Consider the following 23251-nt stretch of genomic DNA (forward strand, 5'->3'; position numbering starts at 1 on the left):
GCGACCGGCCGCAAAGGCCCGCTTTGAAAACAACCACAGTATGGCCTCTTCCGCAAGGAAGAGCGCCATACTTATTTCTTCAGATTATACCGGCCTGTGATAAGACCGGTTCTTCACTAAAGCAATATCATCATGGAAAACAAAAAAAAGAATAATACCCCGGCTGCTGCAGGTGGAAATGAGCCCAGGTCCAATGCCTCCGGGTTATTGGACCAGTATGCCGTTCAGCCCAGGCAGCAGGAGGATAAGAGCCCTTATTATAAAAGCGCCGCCCCTTCGATCGCCATGCCCAAAGGCGGCGGTGCATTAAAGGGTATCGACGAAAAGTTCAGTGTCAATGCGGTAAACGGTACCGCGGGACTGGAAATAAGCTTACCACTTACACCCGGCCGCAGCGGCTTTACGCCGGCCCTGGGTTTATCCTATAACAGCGGTGGCGGCAACAGCGAATTCGGCCTGGGCTGGGGCATGTCCCTGCCCGCTATTCAACGCAAGACAGACAAACGTCTGCCCCTGTACAACGATGCTGCAGAAAGCGATACCTTCCTGCTGGCCGGTGCAGAAGACCTGGTGCCGGAACTGGATACAAACGGCTTACCCCTGATCTCCGAGTCTATGGGCTATACCATAAAACGGTATCGCCCGAGGATAGAAGGTCTCTTTGCCCGTATAGAATACATCACGAAAAAAGCCGCCCCCGGCGCCTGGTGGCGTGTAACCACCAAAGAAAATATAACGACCTATTACGGCCTGCGTTCCGAAAGCCGTATTGCCGACCCTGTAGCCGAAAGCCGTATCTATAAATGGTTGCCGGATATCATCGTCGATCATAAAGGCAATGCACAGGTGTATACCTACGTTGCAGAGAACCTGTCGGGCGTGGCCGATGAAGTATACGAGCGCAACAGGGCAAATGGTAACGCCCGGTTTGCAAACACCTATCTTAAACAGGTGCAATACGGTAATACCACACCGTATTTCATCGGTAAAGAAGCGGTATGGCAACCTGCCTTACCCCAGGGTAACTGGCTGTTTGAAATGGTGCTCGACTACGGCGATTACAGCGAAAACAACTATAGCATTATACCCGACAAAACCTGGTTGTCCCGTATCGATGCCTTTTCCGATTTTCATGCGGGCTTCGAAGTGCGTACCTATCGCCTTTGCCGGCGCATGTTGATGTTTCACCGTTTCCAGGAACTCAATAATGGTGAGGCCACCCTGGTCAGCGCCCTGGAACTGGCCTACAAAAATGAATCGAGCGAAAGCAAAGCCGCAGAAACAGATTATATCATATCCGCTACACAACGCGGTTATACCCAGAAGTCGGATGGCAGTTATACCTCGGCAACCCTGCCTTCGATGCGGCTTAAATACAGCCCGTTTCGCTGGAATACCAATATCGTTAAAGTAGCAGCCGGAGACTTTACCGGCGCACCGCAGGGACTTACGGGACCTTACCAGTGGACTGATTTCGAAGGCGAAGGGATCAGCGGTATACTTACCGAGCAGGGCAACGGCTGGTTCTATAAAAACAACCTGGGCAACGGCCATTTCGCAGCGCCTAAAGCCATTGCCGATAAACCCTCTTTCTCCGGTCTGGGCAGGGATCTGCAATGGCAGGACCTGGATGCCGATGGCCGCCGGCAGGTAGTGACGCAGACGGTTGCAAAAGGCTATTGGGAATTGGATGATAACCAGCAATGGCAGCCTTTTCAAACCTTTGATCACAACCTCAATATCGACCTCGGTAATCCCTTTACCAAAATGCTGGACCTGAACGGCGACGGCAGGCCCGACCTGCTGATCACCGAAGACCGTGCCTGGATATGGTATGAAAACCTCGGTAAGGAAGGTTTTGAAAAAGGCGGTAATGCCTCCTTGTTTAGCGATGAGGAAAAAGGGCCGCTCCTGTTGCTGCGTGATACCGTCCAGAGTATTTTCCTGGCCGATATGAATGGCGATGGCATGACCGACCTGGTGCGCATCAGCAACGGCGAAGTATGCTACTGGCCCAATATGGGGTACGGCCGTTTCGGTGCGAAAGTAACCATGGGCAATGCCCCCTTTTTTGCAGCGCCCGATCTGTATAACCCGCTCTACATAACACTTTCAGATATCAGTGGTACGGGCGCAGCAGATATTATCTTTACCGGCGAAAATACCTGTAAAGCCTGGATCAACTTGTCCGGTAATGCTTTCAGCGATGCCTACGACATTAATCCTTTACCCGGTACCGATGCGTACAGTAAAATAACCGTAGTCGATTTCCTGGGTAATGGTACGGGCTGTCTTGTATGGAGCTCGCCGTTACCGGCACATGCGCATGCCCCGCTTCAGTACATCGACCTGATGGGCGGCCGTAAGCCGCACCTGCTGGAGCACTACTACAACGGCACCGGTAAAAGCGTGCGCCTGCACTATAAAAGTTCTACCCGTTTCTACCTGGAGGATAAGCTGCAAGGCATAGCCTGGGCTACCCAACTGCCTTTCCCGGTGCATTGCATCAGCAAGGTAACAACCTCTGATGTGGTAAGCCGTACCCGCTACAGCCAGGATTACCGCTACCGGCATGGTTATTACGATCATGAAGAGCGGGAGTTCCGTGGTTTCGGCTTTGTAGAAACGGTCGATATCGATTCTGTTATCGACCAGAGCCCTGAGGCGCCGGGCACTTCGCTTGATCAATACCCCGTAAAAACCAAGACCTGGTATCATACCGGCGCCTGGATACGCGAACAGACTTTGATCGAAGCTTTTCAGCAGGAGTATTTTCCGTTCGAAGGCTGGGATACGGTTACCACGATTGCCTTGCTGCCCGAAGGGCTTAATGCACAGGAGCATCGCGAAGCGCACCGTGCCCTCAAAGGCTCGGCCTTACGCCAGGAGGTATACGCTCTCGATAAAACAGCGCGGGAGCCGGTACCTTATACCGTAGCCGCTACGGCTTACGAGGTAAAAAAAGTGCAGGCATTGGGCAACAACCGTTTTGCCTCTTTTATCAGCCTGCAAAGTCAGCAGGTAACCTTCAACTGTGAGCGTGATCTGCAGGATCCGCGCATCCGGCATCAGCTTACGCTCGAAACAGACCGGTACGGGCATGTATTGCAAAGTGCTGAGGTAGCTTATAAACGGAAAAGTATCCCGTCGTCGCTCCCGGCTAAAGTAAAAGAAGAGCAGGCGAAAATGCATATCGTATGGAGCCAGACCCATATGACCGGCGATGCTATAGACGATACGGATCATACCGGCTATCGTATCCGTTTACCTTTTGAAACCAAAAGTTATGAGGCCGTAGTGTCTCATCCCGATGTGGAAGCGGGTAAACTATGGACCATAACGCAGCTGAAAACCGCATTGGATGCTGCTGTTGCGGTCGACTTCGCAGCTGTCGCGGGTAACGGGCAGAAACGTTTGCTCAGTCATAGCCGTACGCGTTACCGGGCCGACGATGCCCTTAGCCCGCTGCCTTTCGGAACACTGGCCGGTCTTGCCATTACCGATGAAAGTTACCAGATGGCCTTTACCCCGGGCATCCTGGCCGATGCCTATGGCGGCCGGGTAGATGGGGTTATGCTGGGTACCGGTAATGCCGCTTATGTAGATCTTGATGGCGATGGTCATTACTGGGCGCCTTCGGGTAAAGCGGTATACAGCAGTCCAGCCACACAATTCTATACCCCCGAATTATTTCTTGATCCCTGGGGCAATGAAACGAAGGTAAAGATGTGGGGTAACTATTGGCTGTTGCCGGAACGCACAAACGATGCGCTGGAAAATGAAATGGCCGTTAAAGTATACAACTGGCGCAACTTGCGGCCCGTTCGTATACAGGATATGAACCGCAATATCGTAGAGATGTTGTATGATGCGCTGGGTATGCCGGTGGCCATGGCGGTAAAAGGTAAAGACGATGGTACCGAAGGCGATGAGCTTGCCGGCCTGGATCCCGAATCAACAGGGGACCGTGCTAACCAGCATGCCTTTTGGCAGGATCCCGGACCGGTAGCGGCACAGCTGCTGCAAAATGCCACCTGGCGCTGCGTCTACGACTTCGATACGTTACCGGTAGCAGTGGCTATGATCGCAAGACAGCACCATGTACATGGCGCGGTTATCCCCGACGGACAGGATAGCCAACCCCTGATCCGTTTTAGTTATAGCGATGGCCTGGACCGGGTACTGATGCATAAGATACAGGCAGCGCCTTCGGCCGATAAACCTGATGTGCCGCGCTGGATCAGCAACGGCCGTACGATTTACAACAATAAGGGCACCGTGGTGATGCAGTTTGAACCCTACTTCAGCGATACGCATCTTTGCGATACCGCAGAACAGGCTGATGCGGCCGGTATAAGCCCGCGTATGTTTTACGATCCGCTGAACAGGCTGCGGGAAACGAAGTATCCCGATGGTACTTTTGCGAAAACGGCATGGACTGCCTGGGAGCAAACCATATGGGACAATAACGATACCGTTAAAAGCAGCGACTGGTATGCGGCCCGTATCAACGGCGCTAAGGGTGTTGATGAGCAGGAAGCGGCCCAGAAGGCCGCAGCGCACAACGATACGCCTGTAGTAAAATACACCGATAGCCTGGCCAGGCCCTTTTATTCCGTGGAACAGGATGGTATCAATATTCCGGTTCATAGTTATGAAAGCCTGGACATATCGGGCAACCGGATCGCCGTGACAGATGGTAATGGTAACGTGCCGCTCCGGTACAAGTACAATATGTTGCAGCATCCCTGCGCGCAGTTGAGCCAGGATAGCGGTAACGGGCTTGCCCTTGTAGATGTTGCCGGGCAGCCGATTTATGCCTGGGATGCGGAGGACCGCAGGTTTACGACAACCTTTGATGGTTTACGCAGGCCCCTGGAACAGGTTGTACGGCACACAGGTATCGATATCGTACTGGAAAAAACGGAGTATGGGGAAACTGTGCCCAATGCCGAAACGATGAACCTTAGGGGGCAGATATTTGCCGGGTACAATGGGGCTGGCAAACAGGTATTCCAGTTGGGGTATGATTTTAAGGGCCTTCCTTTAGAGACCTGGCAGTACCTGCTGGAAGACCCGCAGGCGACGGATGTCGACTGGGCGGGATCGCCGCTCCTGGCAGCCGATGCATATATCGCGAGCGCGATCAGCGACGCTCTTGGAAGACCGGTAAGCCAGAAGGATGCCGGTGGCTATACCACTACGTACCGCTACGATAAAGCCGGGGCGCTTAAAACACTGGACGTGGCCCCCGATGGAGCGGTTGAAGAATTCTATATCCGCGATATCCGCTATAATGCTCTGGGGCAGCGCGAGTATATCCGTTATGGTAACAACACCGTTACGCGATATACTTACGACAAAAGCACCTTGCGCTTACGCAGGCTGCAAACCACGGCAGGCAGCGCCACGCCCGTATTGCGTGATCTGAATTACTATTATGATCCCGTGGGTAATATAACCCGGATAAGCGACAAGGCACAGCAGGATCTCTTTTTTGCCAATACCATCGTAAGTCCCGACCAGGTGTATACTTATGATGCCTTGTACCGGCTGATCGAAGCCAGGGGCAGGGAGCAGATCGGTACCGCCGATTTCGGCGCAGCCGATAATACGCGGGATGGGGCCTGGAAAGTAAACCTGGGTAACGATGCTGTGCAATCCTATACCCAAAAATATACTTACGATGCAGCCGGCAATATCCTGAAACTGCAGCACATAGCGGGTTCGGGCAGTTATACCCGCAACTATACCTATGGCAGTGGTAATAACCGGCTGCTGCAAACGGCGGTAAATCCGTATACCTACAGCTACGACTATGATGCGCGGGGCAATATGACTGCCATGCCCCACCTGGACGGCATGCGCTGGAATACACAGAACCAGTTGAGCGCCATTCAGAAAGGTACGATGGAAGCCGCTTATCAATATGTTGCAGGGCAGCGCATCCGTAAATATGTGAAGAACGGGAACCTTACGGAAGAGCGTATTTACTTGGGCGATTTTGAGATATATCGTAAATTTGACAATGGTTCTTTGAAAGTAAAAAGGCATACGGTACATATATCCGACGATAGCGGGCGTGTTGCCATGCTGGAGATCCGGAAAGAAGGCCTGCGGGCTGATGATGGCGATACCGAGCCTAATTTAGTTAGGTATTTATATGCCAATCATTTGCAAAGCACAAACCTGGAACTGGACGAGAGCGGGGTAGTGATCAGCTACGAAGAATACCATCCTTACGGTACCACCGCTTTCCAGGCCCGGAGCACAATGATAAAAGCGGCGGCCAAGCGCTACCGGTATACCGGTAAAGAACGCGACGAGGAAAGCGGCCTGTACTACCACGGGGCCCGGTATTATATACCCTGGTTGTGCCGATGGAGCGCAGCCGACCCTATGGAGACAAAGTATGCGGGTCGTACACCCTACAGCTATTGTAACAATCAGCCTGTGAGCAAGGTAGACCCTGAAGGAGAAGAGGAGTACAACAGTTACGAAGAGTACAAACAGGCAAAAGGGAATAAAGCCCTGAGTAAAATGGATGGCTCGGATGGCGCATGGCTTAAATCGGATCGTACGGATAAAAATGCAACCTGGTCCAACGCCATGGGTTATATCACCAAGAATGATCTGAAAGGTATGCTTGTCGGTTATACGACCACGCTGCATTACGATAAGAACTTTAACGGTGCTATGGTACTTGAAAAGGACCAGTATAATTTCGATATCGTAAGAGATTATTACAACTGGATACAACACCAGGTGGACGCATTGGGCTACTCTACCCAATGGGCCAAAGGCGCTTCCTATCTTGTGGATGAGCTGGCCGATACTTACCAGGACGGTGTGGAATCGGGCGCGTTTATGCCAAAATTGGGTAAGTTACTGAACGATCTGAACCAGGGCATCGCCAACTATGCTGTAGGAAGATTTAACGAGGTGCTGTACCAGGGCAAGATACCTGCCGATACCAAGCAAGGCTGGTATGAATGGGATCAAAAGTTTATCATGCAGGAGCAGGTTACCGTAGTCGCGCCTAAGATCTATGAAAGTTATGCAGGTACCAGTACGCTCGACCGGTTTAATAGCCTGTCCCGCAAGGAAACATTCCTTGGCTTTGTTGCCGCAAAAAGTCCCGGGCATTTCCTGCCTGATTTTAGTTTGTTTGGTGTAAGCATCAACAAGCAGAAAGGAGCGAATGAATGGAGCAATAATTTCGGCGCACTGGGAAGATACCATATCCCCCTGTTGATGTTGTATCCTTACACGCATGGCGCGAAGTTTAAGCTGACGCCGGAACAATGGAAGGATATCCAAAAGTCCAACAAACAGATCTCCAACTATTACCAGAATAAAATGAAATACTAATCATGAAAACCGCAACCTATCTATCTGTATGGGCACTTACGGGCCTGCTGGCCTGTACTAGTGCCGAAACGGCAAAAAACCGGACCATGGAAACTTTGTTGAAACAATATAGCAGCAATAGCCTGCAACTCCAAGACCTGCTGGGAAAAGAATACCGGCTGTTATCCTACAAGATCAGCAACGGGAAAATCCTTGCCCAGGTACGCAGAACCGAAAACCTGGCTGCCGGCTCGCCCATGAGCGAACTGCGTATTATTGATATCGGGCAGGGAAAAGTTATTTTTTCGGGGTCTAACCCGACGATTGACTATACCGGCCTTGACTTCGACTTCGTAAACGACAGTACTATTGCGATCAGTAATGCCCTGCAACCCGCCGATGTATATTATACGAACATCCGTTCCGGGGCGACAGAGAAAAAACAAATCCGGTTCGACAAAACCGGTAACCGCCCGGGTATCCTGGAGGCGAACGGGAATCAGTTGTTCATGGTACGCAATGTCTACGGTTTTGCTGTTGTGGATGTAAGCGCGTCAACAGGCAAGGTCTACAGCAATCCTGCCTTTAATACCCTGCAAAGTACCGTGTCCTATCCGATAGATGCAAGCCTGAACCTGCTGTCGGGTACTGAAAGTACGGATAGTGCCTCCGGTAAGAAGCGGATCATCTTATACGCGATCAGGAACGATGGCACGCAAGCCTGGGAGAAGGCCCTGCCACCAGAAACCTATGAAGATGGTTATGCCGGCGCTTTTAACCTGTTCAATGCCGGCGACCGTTTTATCGTAAAACATGACAGGATGGTAGAAAGCTGGCATAGGGCCGACGGTAGCGTAGCCTGGCAGTTTGTGAATGAGCAGCCGATAGTTGCTGTTTACAACGCAGGCGACCGGCTGGTGATCTATTCCTCCGCCGGTCCGGCGGAAATTCCCTCAGATGATAAACAGCGTAACGGGGAGCTAAAAAGCCGCGGGGTGGAGCAGTTCAAGATACTCGATCTGAAAACGGGGAAGGTGACCTGGAAAAAGGAGTCGCGCGGTACCAGGACGGAACTGGGTATCCTGAAAGGGAAACTGCTCCTGGCAGGCGACAAGGGAGTTGAAGTCGTAGACCTGGAGAAAGGGCAGACCCTGGAAACTACTCCCGGCGCCCTGGCCGGGAAGGAGGACGCTGAAATGAAGCCCCATATGGATACCAAGACAGGTAAGCTTTATCTGGTCTATCATACTTCCGTTTATTGGTAGTACAGGTATTAAATACAAACAAGACAGCCATCCTTTCCGGGATGGCTGTCCTGGCTTTACGGTTTATAGTAGACCGGTAGCCGTGTTCTTTCCTTTAAATTTTGCTTCCCCATGAAACTCGTATCCTGTATTATGCCCACCTCTGCCGCAAGGCAGCAATTCATACCCCTGGCTATCGATTATTTCCTGCGCCAGGACTACCCGGATGCCGAACTGATCATTATAGACGATAGCCCGCAATCGCAGGAGTATCTTATCCCCGCATCGCCCAAGCTGGCCTATGTGCACCTGGAGCCACGATCCTGGTCGGTAGGCATTAAACGCAACTATGCCTGTTCGCGGGCCAAAGGCAGTATTATCCTGCACTGGGACGACGACGACTGGTATGCGCCCGATTGGATCAGCAGGCAGGTACAGGTATTGGAACAAACCGGCGCCGGCATCTGCGGCCTCGACCGCCTGCATTTTTTTAATCCTTCGTTACAGCAGTCCTGGCAATATATTTATGATTACGATAGCCGTCCCTGGGTGGCGGGTGCTACCATGGCCTATCTCAGGGAGGTATGGGAGCGTCGTCCCTTTCCCGATATGCAGGTGGGCGAGGATAATGAGTTCGTATGGAATGCAGGCGTAGCAGTTGTTGCACACGATCATACCGATGGTTTTATATCCCTGTTGCATGGTAGGAATACCAGTCCCAAGCATACCAGTCACCGGCAATGGAAGCCCATGCCGGTAACTGTGGTACAACAAATATTGGGGGCCGACCTGGAGCGTTATGCTTTCTGCCACCAGGAACCCCAGTAGTGATGTATGGCGTAAGCCCTGTCAGCGCTGCATACCTGGTCCCGGTTCGATGTATCCAGCTTCCCGGTGTCCAGGTCTTTTTCCAGCGGGTAAAGAAACTCGGGGCCCCATATCTTAAGCTGCTCCTTATCGGGGTATTGTTCGTATACCCGGGTCAGCATAAAAGGACCGCCGCAATCCAGTACATAATTAAAGCCGGGTTCGCCACGGAATTGGATGAAATCGTTGCGTTCCAGGTAACTGCAAAGCGCCTGTACAAAACCCGATCCGGGTTGTGCCGCCATAAAGGCATTGCTGATAATGGCGTGTTTCTTGTGGTGCAGCGCATGCGACTGCGGTTCCAGTCCCGCTACAAACTCTGCCTGGTAGAGCAGCGGACTTACATTTTTAAGGCATTCGAAATCCAGATCAACAAATAGCCCGCCCATCTTCAGCAGGATAAAGTACCGTACGGCATCTACCCTTTGTATGGCCGTGGGATAGCGGTCGTATACCGGCAGGAAGTGCGGGTGGTTGTCGTATATAAACTGCCGGTTCATCTCGTCGGTCCACAGCACGTATTCCCAGCCGGGATGTTGCGCGCGCCAGCCTGCAGCAAAGGTTTCGAGGTGTTGGGGTATCTTATGGTCTTTCCAGGTCTGGTGTATTATTTTAGGAATATTCATGGTGTTCAGGGTTGGGTTTTATTGCCAGCGCCAGCTGCCCTGGTGCAGGTGTGCCGCATAATCGCCGAAATGACAGGAAGGCGTGGTACTGCACTTTTTCAGGCATTGATGCTGGTTGTTTTTTAAAAGATGGATGCCGGTGTATAGCCGGCTTTGCTCGTGGTACAGGTCTGTAAGCATGCCCGGGCCGGTACTCTCCAGGATATCGTGCTCGCTACCGATAGGCTGACTGCTGCCGGCTATAGCGCGGCTTATGGCCTCGTAGATAAAGGCCTGTCCGGGTGCTGCGCCGATCATGTAATTGGCAATACGCAGGGCATTGCGGTGTCCCAGCTGCCGGCAGCTGGCAGTGCTCAGTGTTTTTTCTTCGGCCAGCACCACCCGGTGCCCACGCAGGTCATGCAGCGGTTTATACAGGTGCATATCGGTATCCAGGTAGAAGCCGCCATAGCGGTACAGGGCAATAAGCCGGAACACATCGGTGCGTTGTATGTTGTGCGGGTAGGCATCGTAGGCAGCAAGCCACTGCGGGTAATAATCCCGTACGGTATTGCGGGCGTCTGCATCATCGTGCAGCACCAGGTTCCAGCCGGGATGTAACTGCTGCAGCCGTTCGTATAAAGGCGCATAAACACCGGTAACGGCATGTTTATCCTTCAGGACCAGGTGTATTGTTGCAGGTATCTGTTCCATATCAGGATAGTTGTTGCAGGAGCGCAGCCTGTGGTGGCGCTGTGGTTTCCCGTATTTGGATAACTGCTTCCTGCTGCGCCTGCGGGAGTAACTGGCTGTATCGCATAAAGCCGTTGAAGTGGTTGAAGTCCCAGGTATTGGCGCCATGGAAGGTATAGATGTATAGGTGGGCATGGTTGCTTATAGTTTGTAGTTGGCCTGTCTTTAACAACAGGTTGACCAGTGGGCTGTCTTCTCCTTTTTCAAGGTTTTGGTATTGATGTTGCAGGGCAAAATTGCGGTCGCAGAGTATACTGCCTTCCCAGTGGCGGATGCAGGAGCGGTAGGCCTGTTGATGCACTGCGTCGTAGATCAGCCATTGGTCCAGCACGCAGGCCAGGCGCTCGCCGGCGCTTCCAGCTAGTTGTTCGTATTGCACCTGCAGGCGTTCCGGATGGTACCAGTCGTCGTCATCCCACTGGCAAAAGTAAGTGCCTTCGGCAGCGGCTATGCCGAGGTTGCGGAGCTGTCCCAGCCGGTTATCCGGGCCGGGTGCTACGCTCACGATTTTGAGGGCTTTATCGCCGTTCCGGTTCCAGTGTTTTACCAGGGTATAACTGCGCTCGTCGCCCTCTTCGAGTACGAGCACCAGCTCTCTGGGCGTATAAGTCTGCATGTCGAAGCAATGCAGTGCGGTTTGTAAGCGTTCCGGCCGGTTGCGGGTAACGCAGATGCAGGAAATTAAAGGGGCATTCATAGTGTTTCAGGTTTAAGGAAATACGGGCAATTCAACAGTGATCCTGCCTGTAACGATACAGCAGGAAAACATACAGTTGCTATAAAACAATGAACGGGGAAACATCCATATTCAATGTATCGCAGAACTGGTAAATGACTAAGGACTGGCGCCGGGTAAACAGCCGGGATATATCCGGACCAGGGTGCACAGAGTCGTGCAGAATTGAAAGGCAAAGTTACAATTGTTTTTATAGATCGGGGAGGGGATTTTACCTGGAAAAATGAGGATCGGCCCGCCGGTTTATCCTGCAGCCGGCTGGGTTCGTCCCTGCTATAAAGGCGATAAGATTAAAGTTACTTATATGTTTATTGTGAAATTGTATATTTGAAATAGACGTCGGAAAAACATACCTGCTGCACCTTAATTGTTGTGCAGTACCCTTAAAGAAACACTACCATACTGCGCGTTAGGCCGCTGCAGCGGCACAAAGAGCGGTTAACTCAAATCTTGTTTACATAACCTCAAAACAAACAAGCATGAAAAAGATCAAAATGGATGCAGGCCGCCTGCAACTGAACAAAACAAAAATTGCCGACCTGAACCAAGCCCAGATGGAACTGGTTAACGGCGGTGCTCCGGCGGGAAATACAACCGGTGGTATCGGTGTTAACCCACGCGGGCCCGTTGTACCTTCTGTGCCTTATTATGTTACCTGCCGCAACTGCAATCCGCAGACCAACTCTGTAAGCTGCTGTGACGGCGTTTAATACAACCGTTTTTAACAAAGGAAAGAGGTTGCCTGCCGGCAGCCTCTTTCCTTCTTTTTGTACCATACCGGTTTGGAGGTTGAAAGTGTTTGTGTGGACAATCGGATCGTTTGCCCCGACAATACGCCAGGTCCTGTAAAATCGCTATATGTTTTTTGCGCTGCACAGTACCTTAGCGGCCCCGGTTGTCCTGGTAACCAATGCCGGCGCCGTTTTTTTTCAAACAATTTTTTAACCACAAACCGTACAATGAAAAAGATCAAAATGAATGCTGCTAAACTGCAGCTCAACAAATCCCGTATCGCAGACCTGAACCTGAACGAAATGCAAATGGTGCAGGGTGGTAACGACTCCATCGGTGTTATCGACCCCATCAAAACAAAAACCATCCAACCACCAAGGCAGTCTGTTCCTTTTTACATTACCTGCCGTAATTGCAATCCAAACACGAATTCTATCGGCTGCTGCGATGCTGTTTAATTATTAGTAACGCATTGGGGTAATTAAACGGGAGGCTGCAGGGGATCATTCTGCAGCCTCTTTGTTATTTTGCAGCACCGGAACCTTCCGTCAGTCGGAAAACATCCTGGTATCAAAAGGATACCGGCCCCGGGTTTTTAAATACAAGACAAACATGGTCACCTTTAAGCTTAAAGAATTTCTTACACTCAGAACGGCGGGCGATACTGTTGTTGTACAGCATACCGATGGCCAGGTCCGCTCTTTCGCGATGGATGCCGCGGAGCGGGAAGTATTACAACGCTTACTATCACACCAGGGCCTGGATGACGCTGCCTTGGCCGCCTGGCAGTCGCCGTTAAAAGATTATTTCCTGGAGCAGGATCTGTTCCGGGAAGAAGAAGGCCAGCCCGCCCACCGCGAACGCCATGATCTTTATCTCGACTATATCGCCTACAAATATGCAACGCCCATCGATAAACAGCAGCTGGAAGCTAAGCGGGTATTGGTGCTGGGCGCGGGCGGCGGCGGTGCTGGTGTGCTATACCAACTGGCCCAGCTGGGTATAAAAGAACTGGCCGTGGCCGACTTCGATACCGTATCCGAAACCGATATCCGGCGTAGTATGGTCTATCGTAAAAGACATATCGGTCAGAAAAAGACGACGGTACTGCAACAGGAACTCGGGGAAAATTTTGGTACCGCACTCACCATATTCGACGTCAAGATCGATGCCGGAAATATAAACCGTATCCTGTCTTCGGGCAGGTACGACCTGGTGGTGAACGGCATCGATCCGGATCCGGAACATAAGATGATCCTGAACCGGCTTTGTCACCAGTACCGCGTACCGGTACTGTTTATCGCTTATTCTTACGAGATGTTGCTGGTAGGCCCTCTCGTAGTGCCAGGCAGTACTTCCTGTTACGAATCCTACAATAAACATGTGCGGGAAACTGTGGAGGGGCGTTTCGATTTTTACAGCATCCGGCGTATGCCTTCCGATTACCTGCATCATCCTTCCGCTAATTTCAGCATCAATATGCTTTGTGCCTTTGCCGTAAGGGACATTCTCTTTTTTCTTGCCGGCAAATACGAGATCGTAGCCACATGGGGTACTTTACTGTTCCTGGATGGCGTGGGTATGAGCATCGATACTTTTGAACTGAACTGTACAGACGATTGCCCGGTATGTAAGCCGGGCCCAACCTTATGATAGCAGCTATACGGAATAAACACGACGAGATCGTAAAGGCGGTAACAGACTTCCTCGTACAGCAGGAAGCGCCGGTATATTGGGGATTAGCCAATGGGCGTGCCGGCGCTATGCTGCACCTGTTGTATGCGCATAAGCACGGTCTCCTTACCGACTTCGAACCCTTTGAAGCTGCGGTCCAGGAGCTGAGCGGCATCGGCCTGCAGGACGTAGATTTTAGTTATGGTATGGGAAAGGCAGGCCTGAACTGGTTTTACCAGCTCATGTTCCGGCACGGATTGCTCGACCAGGAGGATATCGATCTGCTGTGTTTTGATGATGATTACCTGGAAAGCTTTGCCCTTGCTGCATTGGAAGCCGGTAACTACGATTACCTGTACGGCGGGCTAGGCGCAGCGGCCTACCTGTTGTACCGGCACGGTGCGCAAAAGAAAGATTACATGGCCCGTGTACTGGCCCTGATTGCGGAACAGGTGAGGGCTAACAATGGCGCCCTGCCTGCTTTTCAGCTTATGGAGCAACGGCCCGTTCCTGAAATGGTTAACCTCGGACTTGCCCACGGCCTGCCGGCGGTGATCCGCTTTTGCCTGCTTTGCTACACACAGGATGTTTGCCGCGAAGAGAGCCGGTCGCTGGCCTTGCAACTTATCCGCTATATACGGGCACAGGTGCGGGAGGGCAAAGACACCTGTTACTTTCCCTCTGTGGTGGAAAAGGGTAAATCGATAGAACAGGATACCAGCAGGCTGGGCTGGTGTTACGGCGATCTGGGTATCGCTTTTGTCCTGTATGAAGCGGGCAGGGTATTGGCGGATGAGGGGTTAACTGCTTTTGCGCTGGAGGTATTGGAGCATACGACACAACGCAGGACCAATGCACAAACCCTGGTGCACGATGCGGGCTTTTGTCATGGTAGTGCCGGTATCGCTCATTTTTACAACCGCCTGTGGTTATTATCGCAACGCCCTGTGTTTCGTGAGGCGGCCGACTACTGGATGGCCGAAACCCTGCGCCTGGCGCAGCATTCAGATGGTGTGGCGGGTTATAAAAAATGGGATGCAGCAGGCAGCAGCTGGATGGCCGATTACAGCCTCATCGAAGGTGTGGCAGGTATCGGCCTGGTGCTGATCAGCTACCTTACCGGCGATTGTTCCTGGGATTACAGTGTTATGTTGTCCGATGGTTTCAGCTAGTGCCGTGTACGGCTAGCCGCATACTGCTTAAGCTTTCAACGCCTGGTCGCGCAGTTCGCGGATCGTATCATGGCTCGCCTTTTGTTCTTCGGCCTGTTCGGCTATGACCTGCTGTTGCGTTTCCGTAAGCGCATTGTCCTCGTGCAGGGCCTCGTTATAGGCTTCTTTACTGGCATCTTCACCGCGTTCGCATTCGATCAGCAGGCTTCTCCGGGTATTGCCGGTAAGGCTCGATTTCAGGTCCATCCAGGCACGGTGCAGCTTGCCGGAAAAGGAAGATTCCGTTTCAGGGCTGGAGCCTGCCTGCCGTACCAGCGAGATCAGGGCTTCGTTAAACCTTCTGCTCTGGGCCATCATCTGCCTGAAGATGTCGCGGAGATCTGCGTCTTTATCTTTTGTTTCTTTAAGTGCGCGTTCGTAACCTTTAACTCTGTCATTATTGATCAGGATAAGATCATTTAATGTTTCCACAGCCGTTAATTTCATATCGCTCTGTTTTAATCCCGGGGATATAGATCCCCGCGGTTAAATAAAAAAATATGTCTCATATACCGGTATATATAAACACCGGTATTAAGGACAAGTTTAATTACAGAACAGATATTCTCCCGGGAGAATAAGCTATTTCTAAAGGCAAGATAGTAATTTTTTATAAAAGCCTGCAACGGATAGCATAGAAGCAGGTTATGTATCGCTTTTGTTCTGTATACGGGCCGGTTCGTAATGCAGCAACCAATGGTTGCCATAGCGGTCGGTGAGGTGGCCCGACAAGGCGCCCCAGAAATTACGACCCGGGGGCTGCAACCGGGTTCCGCCTGCGGCAAGCCGTTCGTAACTGCTCCGGATCTCCTCTTCTGTACTGCAGCAGAGCATCAGCGATACGGCATTGCCGCGGATAAGGCCCTGGTCCTGTACCAGGTCGGTAGCCATCAGGGCCCAGTTCCCTTTGCTTAATGTGGCTTGCAGGATACAGGCTTTCATGGCCAGGGGCATAGCCTCCGACAGAGGCGATTCGCCCAGGGTCCGGAATTGGAGTTCGCCGCCCAGGCAGGACCTGTAAAAGGTCATGGCTTCGCGGCAGTTACCGTTAAAGGTGAGGTAGGAACTGATTTGGGTCATCTCTTTAAGACATTAAATGGCGGCTGATATTTTCCAGTTGACGGGTATGCCGTTGCGCATGGATCAGCACAAAACTAAGGAGCTCGAACTTGGTGAGCTTGCCAAAACCCGGCAGTTCGAATAAAGCACATTCGGGGCTGAGATCGGTTGTGGCGGCCAGTTGGCCGATTTCCTGCTCCACCTGCCGGAGGCTGGTCAGCAGCTCTTCCTTGTTATGTGGCCCGTTGCAGGGAACTATAAAATCAGGCGCCTGGAATTTTACCGAAAAATCGAGGAAGAGGTCGCGGATCGCTTTTACCTTTTCATCCTGTGCACGGTCTACCGCGATGCCTGGTCCGCCACAGACATGGTTAAGGCCGCCCGCCGATTTGATGATATGTTCGGTTACCTGTCCCGCGGTCCAACTGCCGGCGAAGGGTACCGTATTGACCTGTTGCTCAGAAAGTGGCGCCAGTGCATGATATAGGCCCTTAAAGGTTTTTTCGGTTTCTGATTGAAGCTGGGCGTCCATAGTTTCGATTTTTTGGGGATGAGTAAGATTTGGTACTACAAACTTACAGCCCATACCCGGAACCGGCGTTGGGGTAAAACGACAATTCGGAGGGTTGTTTGCGACAGGGGCTTTAATTATCTTTGTGTACATGAAACACGTATCCATCCTGGTGACCGAAACCGCGGTAATAGAGGCCATAGCTGCGCCCCGCTACCTGTTCACAGCCGTGAACCAGTTTCTCGAAGCGGCCGGTAAGCCGCCCTATTTCGAAGTGCAGCTGCTGGGGCTTTCGCGCGAGGTGCGGCTCAATAACCTGTTTTCGGTACATACCGACAGGCTGGTGGATGAAGTAAAACAAACTGATATCATTTTTATACCAGCGCTGAGCGGCAATATGGAACAAGCGCTCGAACGCAACAAAGGGCTGGTGCCCTGGATCGTGGAGCAGCACCGTAAAGGTTCGGAAGTGGCTTCGCTGTGTATCGGCGCTTTCCTGCTGGCGGCTACGGGCCTGTTAAAGGGCAAGCAATGCTCTACCCATTGGTTGTATGCCAACGAATTCAGGACTATGTTCCCCGATGTTACCCTGGTGGATGGCAGTATCATTACCGAAGAGCAGGGCATTTATTCCAGCGGTGGCGCTAACTCTTACTGGAACCTGCTGTTGTACCTCGTCGAAAAATATACGGACCGCGATACAGCCATCCTCGCATCGAAATACTTTGCAGTCGATATCGACCGCGAAAGCCAGGCGGCGTTTATGATGTTCCAGGGTCAGAAGGAGCATGAGGATATTGAAATAAAAAAGGCGCAGGATTTTATCGAGGCCAATTACATGGACAAAATATCGGTAGACCAGCTGGCCGATATGTTTGCCATAGGCAGGCGTAGTTTTGAACGCCGCTTTAAAAAAGCGACCAATAATACCGTGGCCAATTATATACAAAGGGTAAAAGTAGAAGCGGCCAAACGGAGCTTCGAATCGAGCCGGAAGAACATTACGGAAGTGATGTACGATGTGGGGTATTCGGATACCAAAGCCTTCCGCGATATTTTCAAAAAGATAACCGGGCTTACCCCGATCGAATACCGGAATAAATACAATAAACCTTATGCCTTGCAAGGCGCGCGGTAACAACTATGACACAACAAAGTATAACGGTAAAAGAAATAAGCGCTGCAGCGGAACTGGAACAGGCCTTTGCGGTACGCTACGAAGTATTTGTACAAGGGCAGGGGGCGCCTGCTGCATTGGAAGTCGAGGGTAATGAAAGCGCAGTTCACTTCCTGGCCTTGCTGGAGGGGCGCCCCGCCGGCGCAGGCCGCTACCGGCAAACGGATAAGGGCTTTAAGCTGGAACGTATAGCGGTGCTGGAAGCCTGTCGGGGCCGGGGTGTCGGCGATGCCCTGGTAAAGGCCATGCTGGCAGGGCTTAGGGGTAAAGGCACCATTTACCTGCACTCCCAGCTGGCGGCCGCCGGACTCTATGCCCGCAACGGTTTTGTACAGGAAGGCCAACAGTTTACCGAAGCCGATATGCAACACATAAAAATGGTATACGCCGGTTAATGTTATGGTTCAGTACAGGTATCAGGCCCTTTTAATGTGGTAAAAAAAGGGCTTTCGCTTTTAATGATACCCGTGAAAAAAATAGCGCCTTTGCTGAAATAACCGGGAGGCGTACCGGTGGGTTCTCCTAATTTCGCAATACAAAACTAAGTTATGTATTTAACGATAGCCCATAAAAATAAGCGCCCGGAGCACGTAATGCCCGGCACGAGTAAAGCGCAACGCCTTGCAGCCGCTGCCCTGCGCCTGGTGCTGCTGATCAGTATGCTGGCGCCAACGGCCTCCCACCTGTGGGCGCAAGGCAAGTACCGCAACGACTTCCAGTATTACTGGCAGACCATCAACGATAACTTTGCTTATTTCGACCGGCAGCAATGCAACTGGTCTAAAGTAAAAGACATCTATGGCCCGGCTGTAGACACGACCCGGGATCTCCAGGATTTTGTGCGCCTGCTGGAGAGGATCAACCATGAATTACATAACGGGCATGTGTTTCTCAATACCAATACGACGGTATCCAACCGGATGATTCCCTCAGGCGCCGATATGAAGGTAGAGCGAAGCAATAACCAATATATAATTGTAGCGCTGCGCGAAGGCTTTAATGCCGCGGTCTGTGGCCTGAAGCCGGGAATGGTCATCACCCGATTCAACGGGCAGCCTATAGATCTTACGGTACAACCTTTCCTGCCGCAGTCGGTGGCTGCGCGGGATGACGATATGTATGCCTACGCCGCCAATATGCTGCTGGCCGGTACGCACGACCAGCCGCGTGTGATCGAAGTAAACAATAAGGGGCGCATACAGCAATTCAGACCCGACAGCCTGCCCAATAAAACGGAACAGCCCGCCCGCGACCTGCTCGAGGCCCGCATATTGCCCGGCAATACGGGGTATATCAAAATCAACAATGCCTTGGGCAACAGCGACCTGATTGCTGCCTTTGACCGGGCGCTGGATACGCTCCTGAATACGAATGGCCTGGTGCTCGACCTGCGCGAAACGCCGGGTGGCGGTAATACAACAGTGGCAAGGGCTATCATGGGCCGGTTTATTACACGGGAGCAGGCTTACCAGAAACATGTGTATACGGCAGAAGAAAAAGAAACCGGTATACGGCGGGCAACGCTCGAGCTGGTAGCCCCGCGGGGTAAGGTATACGGCCGGCCTGTGGTGGTATTGGCCGGCTACTGGACGGGCAGTATGGGCGAGGGGATCGTCATCGGGTTTGACGCCATGCAGCGGGGCAAAATTATGGGTACTAAAATGGCGGGCCTTTTGGGCGAGATCTTTACCTTCCGCACGCCGGAGTATAAGATCCCCTTTTCGTTTCCCTGCGTAAAGCTGCAGCATATCAATGGGCAGCCCCGGGAGGATTTTGTACCGCCTTATCCCATACCGGAAGGTATAACACCGGTAGCCGCTGCGGCAGCGCTTGTACAACAAAAGTAAATAATGAGTAATCCTATAAAAAGACGAATAGCGATCGTTAAAATCCGCGCCCGGACAGAATTTCCGGGCGCGGATTTCGTTTCGGCTTATCCGAAATGTTCTTCGAGGTGGTCGCTGGTAAGCAGAGGTTTTATAAGACTTGCTCCGTTAACCAGGAGTCGTGTACGGTATTCCGCGTAGGCTTTGGCGATTTCGTCAACTGCCTGGGCAAACATGTTGTCGTTGGCCAGGAAGCAGAAGCGTTCCCAGCTTTTGTGGCCTTTAAGCCGGGCGAAATCATTTTTTATCTCGTCCAGGGATTTCATAGGCGGGTAGCTATTGGTTCATGAAAATAATGATTAGTTAACCTGGAATGATAAACAGCACCTGCCGGCTTAATGTTCTGCGCCGCACCGCGAATTAACAGGTCGAAAGGGATATTGAAAAAAGATATGATTTTTGTTTAATGCAATAAAGCAGGCATACTGTTGATTAACAGTTAAAAAAAAGCTCCTGCCCTGAGGCAGGAGCTTTTTATGCTTTCGTATTGTTTATGCTTCTTTATGCTTCGGGTTCGGCATCGGGCGCTTCTGCTTCGCCGTCTTCCGTATCCGTTGTTGGGGTAGCGTCGTCTGCGGCATCAGCGCCGTTTTCGATCACCATACCGTTTTCAGCGCCTTCTGCAACTTCTTCTTCAATGTCCTCTTCCTGCTCCTGGATACGGGCAATAGCTGCGATAGCATCGCCTTCATCGAGGTTGATCAGTTTTACACCCTGGGTGGCCCTGCCGGCTTCGCGGATGTGCTCTACCTTCATCCGGATTGTTACGCCGGATTTACAGGTAATCATCAGGTCATCCTTCGGATCTACCGCCAGCAAGCCTACCAGGCTACCGGTTTTATCGGTGATATTGATCGTCTTCACCCCTTTACCGCCGCGGTTGGTAATACGGTAAGAGAGGGTGTAGAGCGTTTCTTCGCCCGCTTCGTTCTTAATGCTGAGCGCTTTGGACTTGTCTTCTTCCGATGCATCGGCCGCAAGCGGCTCCAGGAAAGGCGTACGTTTACCCAGGCCTCTTTCCGACACCACGAGAATCTGTTTGGAGATATCCTCTTTAGGCAGGCAGATCATCCCGATCACTTCGTCCTGCTCGTTGTCGAGCTCGATACCGTATACACCGATGGCGCCACGGCCGGTATCCCTTACTTTGGATTCTGGGAAGCTGATCGCGCGGCCCGATTTTACGGCCATCATGATATAACTTTCCCCGTCGGTAAGCGATACGTTCAGCAGTTCATCGCCTTCGTTAATGGTAATGGCATTCACCCCGTTCTGGCGCGGACGGCTAAAGTCTTTCAGCTTGGTTTTTTTGATAATACCCTGTTTGGTACACAGTACGATGGAGTGGTTATTCACGAACTCTTCGTTGTCGAGGCGCGGCACGTCCACTACGGTACGGATCTTATCGTCCTGCGGTATCTGGATCAGGTTCTGGATAGCACGGCCTTTGGCGTTTTTATCCGTCTCCGGAATCTCGTATACTTTCAGCCAGAAGCAACGTCCTTTTTCGGTAAAGAACAGGAGCGTATGGTGCGTAGACGCGATAAAGAGGTGCTCGATATAATCTTCTTCGCGGGTCTTGCCGCCCATGGCGCCACGACCGCCCCTGCGCTGCGAACGGTAGTCGGCTACAGAGGTACGTTTGATATAACCCAGGTGGGAAATGGTGATGACTACATCTTCTTCCTCGATCAGGTCTTCGATACGCATCTCGTTGGCCAGGTACTGGATCTCGGAGCGGCGCTCGTCACCGAATTTCTTTTTCACTTCTTCCAGCTCTTCCTTAATGATGTCAAATTGCATCTCGGGACTATTCAGTACCGCTTTCAAATGGTTGATGGTTTTCAGCAATTCTTCATATTCCGCGCGGATCTTGTCGATCTCCAGGCCGGTAAGGGTCCTTAAACGTAATTCGAGGATTGCCCTGGCTTGTATTTCGCTTAATTCGAAAGCCCCGATCAGGCCTTCGCGGGCGTCGTCCGGTGTTTTGCTTTCGCGGATGATGCGGATAGCGCGGTCGAGATCGTCGCGGGTACCGATCACCTTCATATATCCTTCGAGGATATGGGCGCGTTTTTCGGCCTCGCGCAGTTCGTATTCCGTACGGCGGATCACCACCTCGTGGCGGAAGCTCACGAACTCGGAGATGAGGTCTTTCAGGTTCAGGGTCTTGGGCCTGCCTTTTACCAGGGCCACGTTATTGATACCGTAGGAGGTTTGCAGTTCGCTGTATTTGTACAGCTGGTTGATTACCACCTGGGCTACGGCATCGCGGCGCAGCTCTACCACCACGCGTGTACCTTCTTTATTGGATTCGTTACCCACATGGGTAATACCTTCGATAATCTTGTTGTTGACGAGGTAGCCGATCTTTTCGGTAAGGGCATCGCGGCTTACCTGGTAAGGTACTTCCGTAATGACGATCTGTTCTTTGCCGCTTTTGGTCGTTTCTACATTCACCTTACCCCGCAGCACTACGCGGCCGCGGCCGGTATGCATACCGGCTTTAATGCCTTCCACGCCGTATACGATACCGCCGGTAGGGAAGTCGGGCGCCTTTACGAACTTCATCAGTTCGTCTATGGTAATTTCGTTGTTGTCGATATAGGCCAGGCAACCGTCAATAACTTCACCCAGGTTATGGGGCAGCATATTGGTGGCCATACCTACGGCGATACCGCTCGACCCGTTTACCAGCAACTGGGGGATACGGGTTGGCAATACGGTAGGTTCCTTCAGGGTATCGTCGAAGTTGAGCTGAAAGTCTACCGTTTCCTTGTCCAGGTCTTCGAGCATGCTTTCTGCATAACGTTGCAGCCTGGCTTCCGTATAACGCATGGCCGCCTGCATATCGCCGTCCTGCGAACCGAAGTTACCCTGGCCGTCGATCATCATATAGCGCATGCTCCAGGGCTGCGCCATACGTACCATAGCTTCATACACGGAGGAGTCGCCATGGGGGTGATACTTACCCAGTACCTCACCAACCACACGCGCCGATTTCTTATGCGGCTTGTTGTGGGTCATACCGAGTTCGTTCATCGCAAACAGTACACGGCGGTGTACCGGCTTCAGGCCATCGCGCACATCGGGGAGGGCGCGGCCTACGATTACCGACATCGAGTAATCGATATACGCCGACTTCATCTGCTCTTCAATATTCACCGGTGTGATCCGGTTAACGGGGGCATTACTTCCATCTTCAGATGGCAAAATTTCGTTATTATTTTCGTCCATTATGCATGTTTAGAAAAGGAACGCAAATGTACGGAATTTAGGGGGTAAAACCCGTTTTTATGCCCGTTAAAAGGCATATAATTCTGGCTTGTTGAAAGAATGTTGATAAATGAAAATGTTTCCTGCTTTTTTAAATTCAGGATATTGACTTATAGTACTTTATGTGTATTGATTATTTTATATTTTTTACACTCCCGCCGATCCAGGTC

General features: G+C 51.7%; 18 protein-coding genes. 10 read left to right on the forward strand and 8 right to left on the reverse strand.

The window, feature by feature from the left end:
- The first annotated feature begins 132 nt into the window (after positions 1-132).
- The 3 genes from B0I18_RS13125 to B0I18_RS13135 all read left to right on the forward strand — a co-directional run bounded on the left by B0I18_RS13125 (position 133) and on the right by B0I18_RS13135 (position 9422).
- Complete coding sequence (locus tag B0I18_RS13125) at positions 133-7371, forward strand: SpvB/TcaC N-terminal domain-containing protein (RefSeq protein WP_106523172.1); 7239 nt, start codon at positions 133-135, stop codon at positions 7369-7371.
- A 2-nt stretch (positions 7372-7373) separates the two neighbouring features.
- Positions 7374-8615 (forward strand): PQQ-binding-like beta-propeller repeat protein, encoded by a 1242-nt coding sequence (locus B0I18_RS13130; protein ID WP_106523173.1) that lies wholly within the window; start codon positions 7374-7376, stop codon positions 8613-8615.
- Positions 8616-8726: 111 nt separating this feature from the next.
- The gene (locus B0I18_RS13135; protein WP_106523174.1) at positions 8727-9422 is read left to right on the forward strand and encodes a glycosyltransferase family 2 protein; all 696 of its coding nucleotides are present in this window, start codon (positions 8727-8729) and stop codon (positions 9420-9422) included.
- Here B0I18_RS13135 and B0I18_RS13140 read toward each other — a convergent pair.
- The 3 genes from B0I18_RS13140 to B0I18_RS13150 are packed head-to-tail and all read right to left on the reverse strand — an operon-like array spanning position 9392 to position 11516.
- Entirely contained in the window at positions 9392-10087 is a 696-nt protein-coding gene (locus tag B0I18_RS13140) for a glycosyltransferase family 32 protein (protein ID WP_106523175.1), read from the reverse strand. The two genes, B0I18_RS13135 and B0I18_RS13140, sit on opposite strands and share 31 nt — an antisense overlap.
- An 18-nt stretch (positions 10088-10105) precedes the next feature.
- The gene (locus tag B0I18_RS13145; protein ID WP_181358460.1) at positions 10106-10780 is read right to left on the reverse strand and encodes a glycosyltransferase family 32 protein; all 675 of its coding nucleotides are present in this window, start codon (positions 10778-10780) and stop codon (positions 10106-10108) included.
- 1 nt (position 10781) lies between these two features.
- Positions 10782-11516: a glycosyltransferase family 2 protein gene (locus B0I18_RS13150; RefSeq protein WP_106523177.1), complete on the reverse strand. Its 735-nt coding sequence runs from the start codon at positions 11514-11516 to the stop codon at positions 10782-10784.
- Positions 11517-12034: 518 nt separating this feature from the next.
- Here B0I18_RS13150 and B0I18_RS13155 point away from each other — a divergent pair.
- The 4 genes from B0I18_RS13155 to B0I18_RS13170 all read left to right on the forward strand — a co-directional run bounded on the left by B0I18_RS13155 (position 12035) and on the right by B0I18_RS13170 (position 15133).
- A complete protein-coding gene (locus tag B0I18_RS13155; protein ID WP_106523178.1) occupies positions 12035-12265 on the forward strand; it encodes a class I lanthipeptide in 231 nt (76 codons plus the stop codon).
- 249 nt (positions 12266-12514) lie between these two features.
- On the forward strand, positions 12515-12745 hold the full coding sequence (locus B0I18_RS13160; protein WP_106523179.1) for a class I lanthipeptide: 231 nt from the start codon (positions 12515-12517) through the stop codon (positions 12743-12745).
- Between the two features lie 154 nt (positions 12746-12899).
- The gene (locus B0I18_RS13165; protein WP_146146739.1) at positions 12900-13940 is read left to right on the forward strand and encodes a HesA/MoeB/ThiF family protein; all 1041 of its coding nucleotides are present in this window, start codon (positions 12900-12902) and stop codon (positions 13938-13940) included.
- Positions 13937-15133, forward strand: coding sequence for a lanthionine synthetase LanC family protein (locus B0I18_RS13170; RefSeq protein WP_106523181.1), 1197 nt, complete (start codon positions 13937-13939; stop codon positions 15131-15133). Before B0I18_RS13165 ends, B0I18_RS13170 begins: the two co-directional genes overlap by 4 nt.
- 27 nt (positions 15134-15160) lie before the next feature.
- Here the strand turns inward: B0I18_RS13170 and B0I18_RS13175 are convergent, their stop codons facing one another.
- The 3 genes from B0I18_RS13175 to B0I18_RS13185 form a co-directional block, all read right to left on the reverse strand.
- The gene (locus B0I18_RS13175) at positions 15161-15619 is read right to left on the reverse strand and encodes a ferritin-like domain-containing protein (RefSeq protein ID WP_106523182.1); all 459 of its coding nucleotides are present in this window, start codon (positions 15617-15619) and stop codon (positions 15161-15163) included.
- Between the two features lie 198 nt (positions 15620-15817).
- Positions 15818-16252, reverse strand: coding sequence for a VOC family protein (locus B0I18_RS13180; protein WP_106523183.1), 435 nt, complete (start codon positions 16250-16252; stop codon positions 15818-15820).
- A 4-nt stretch (positions 16253-16256) separates the two neighbouring features.
- On the reverse strand, positions 16257-16763 hold the full coding sequence (locus tag B0I18_RS13185) for a DinB family protein (RefSeq protein ID WP_181358461.1): 507 nt from the start codon (positions 16761-16763) through the stop codon (positions 16257-16259).
- A 130-nt stretch (positions 16764-16893) separates the two neighbouring features.
- Here B0I18_RS13185 and B0I18_RS13190 point away from each other — a divergent pair, with 130 nt between their 5' ends.
- The 3 genes from B0I18_RS13190 (at position 16894) to B0I18_RS13200 (ending at position 19766) form a co-directional block, all read left to right on the forward strand.
- Positions 16894-17880, forward strand: a complete 987-nt coding sequence (locus B0I18_RS13190; protein WP_106523317.1) for a GlxA family transcriptional regulator — start codon at positions 16894-16896, stop codon at positions 17878-17880.
- A 5-nt stretch (positions 17881-17885) separates the two neighbouring features.
- The gene (locus B0I18_RS13195) at positions 17886-18314 is read left to right on the forward strand and encodes a GNAT family N-acetyltransferase (protein ID WP_106523184.1); all 429 of its coding nucleotides are present in this window, start codon (positions 17886-17888) and stop codon (positions 18312-18314) included.
- A gap of 153 nt (positions 18315-18467) precedes the next feature.
- Entirely contained in the window at positions 18468-19766 is a 1299-nt protein-coding gene (locus B0I18_RS13200) for a S41 family peptidase (protein ID WP_219905974.1), read from the forward strand.
- Positions 19767-19852: 86 nt separating this feature from the next.
- On the opposite strand, the gene B0I18_RS13205 is transcribed toward B0I18_RS13200, so the two are convergent.
- Together B0I18_RS13205 and gyrA are read right to left on the reverse strand one after the other, a co-directional pair.
- Complete coding sequence (locus B0I18_RS13205) at positions 19853-20071, reverse strand: hypothetical protein (RefSeq protein ID WP_106523185.1); 219 nt, start codon at positions 20069-20071, stop codon at positions 19853-19855.
- 235 nt (positions 20072-20306) lie between these two features.
- Positions 20307-23042, reverse strand: a complete 2736-nt coding sequence (gene gyrA, locus B0I18_RS13210; RefSeq protein ID WP_106523186.1) for a DNA gyrase subunit A — start codon at positions 23040-23042, stop codon at positions 20307-20309.
- Between the last annotated feature and the right edge of the window lie 209 nt (positions 23043-23251).

Origin of the sequence: Taibaiella chishuiensis (assembly GCF_003014535.1) — a bacterium.
GTDB classification, from domain to species: Bacteria; Bacteroidota; Bacteroidia; order Chitinophagales; family Chitinophagaceae; genus Taibaiella; species Taibaiella chishuiensis.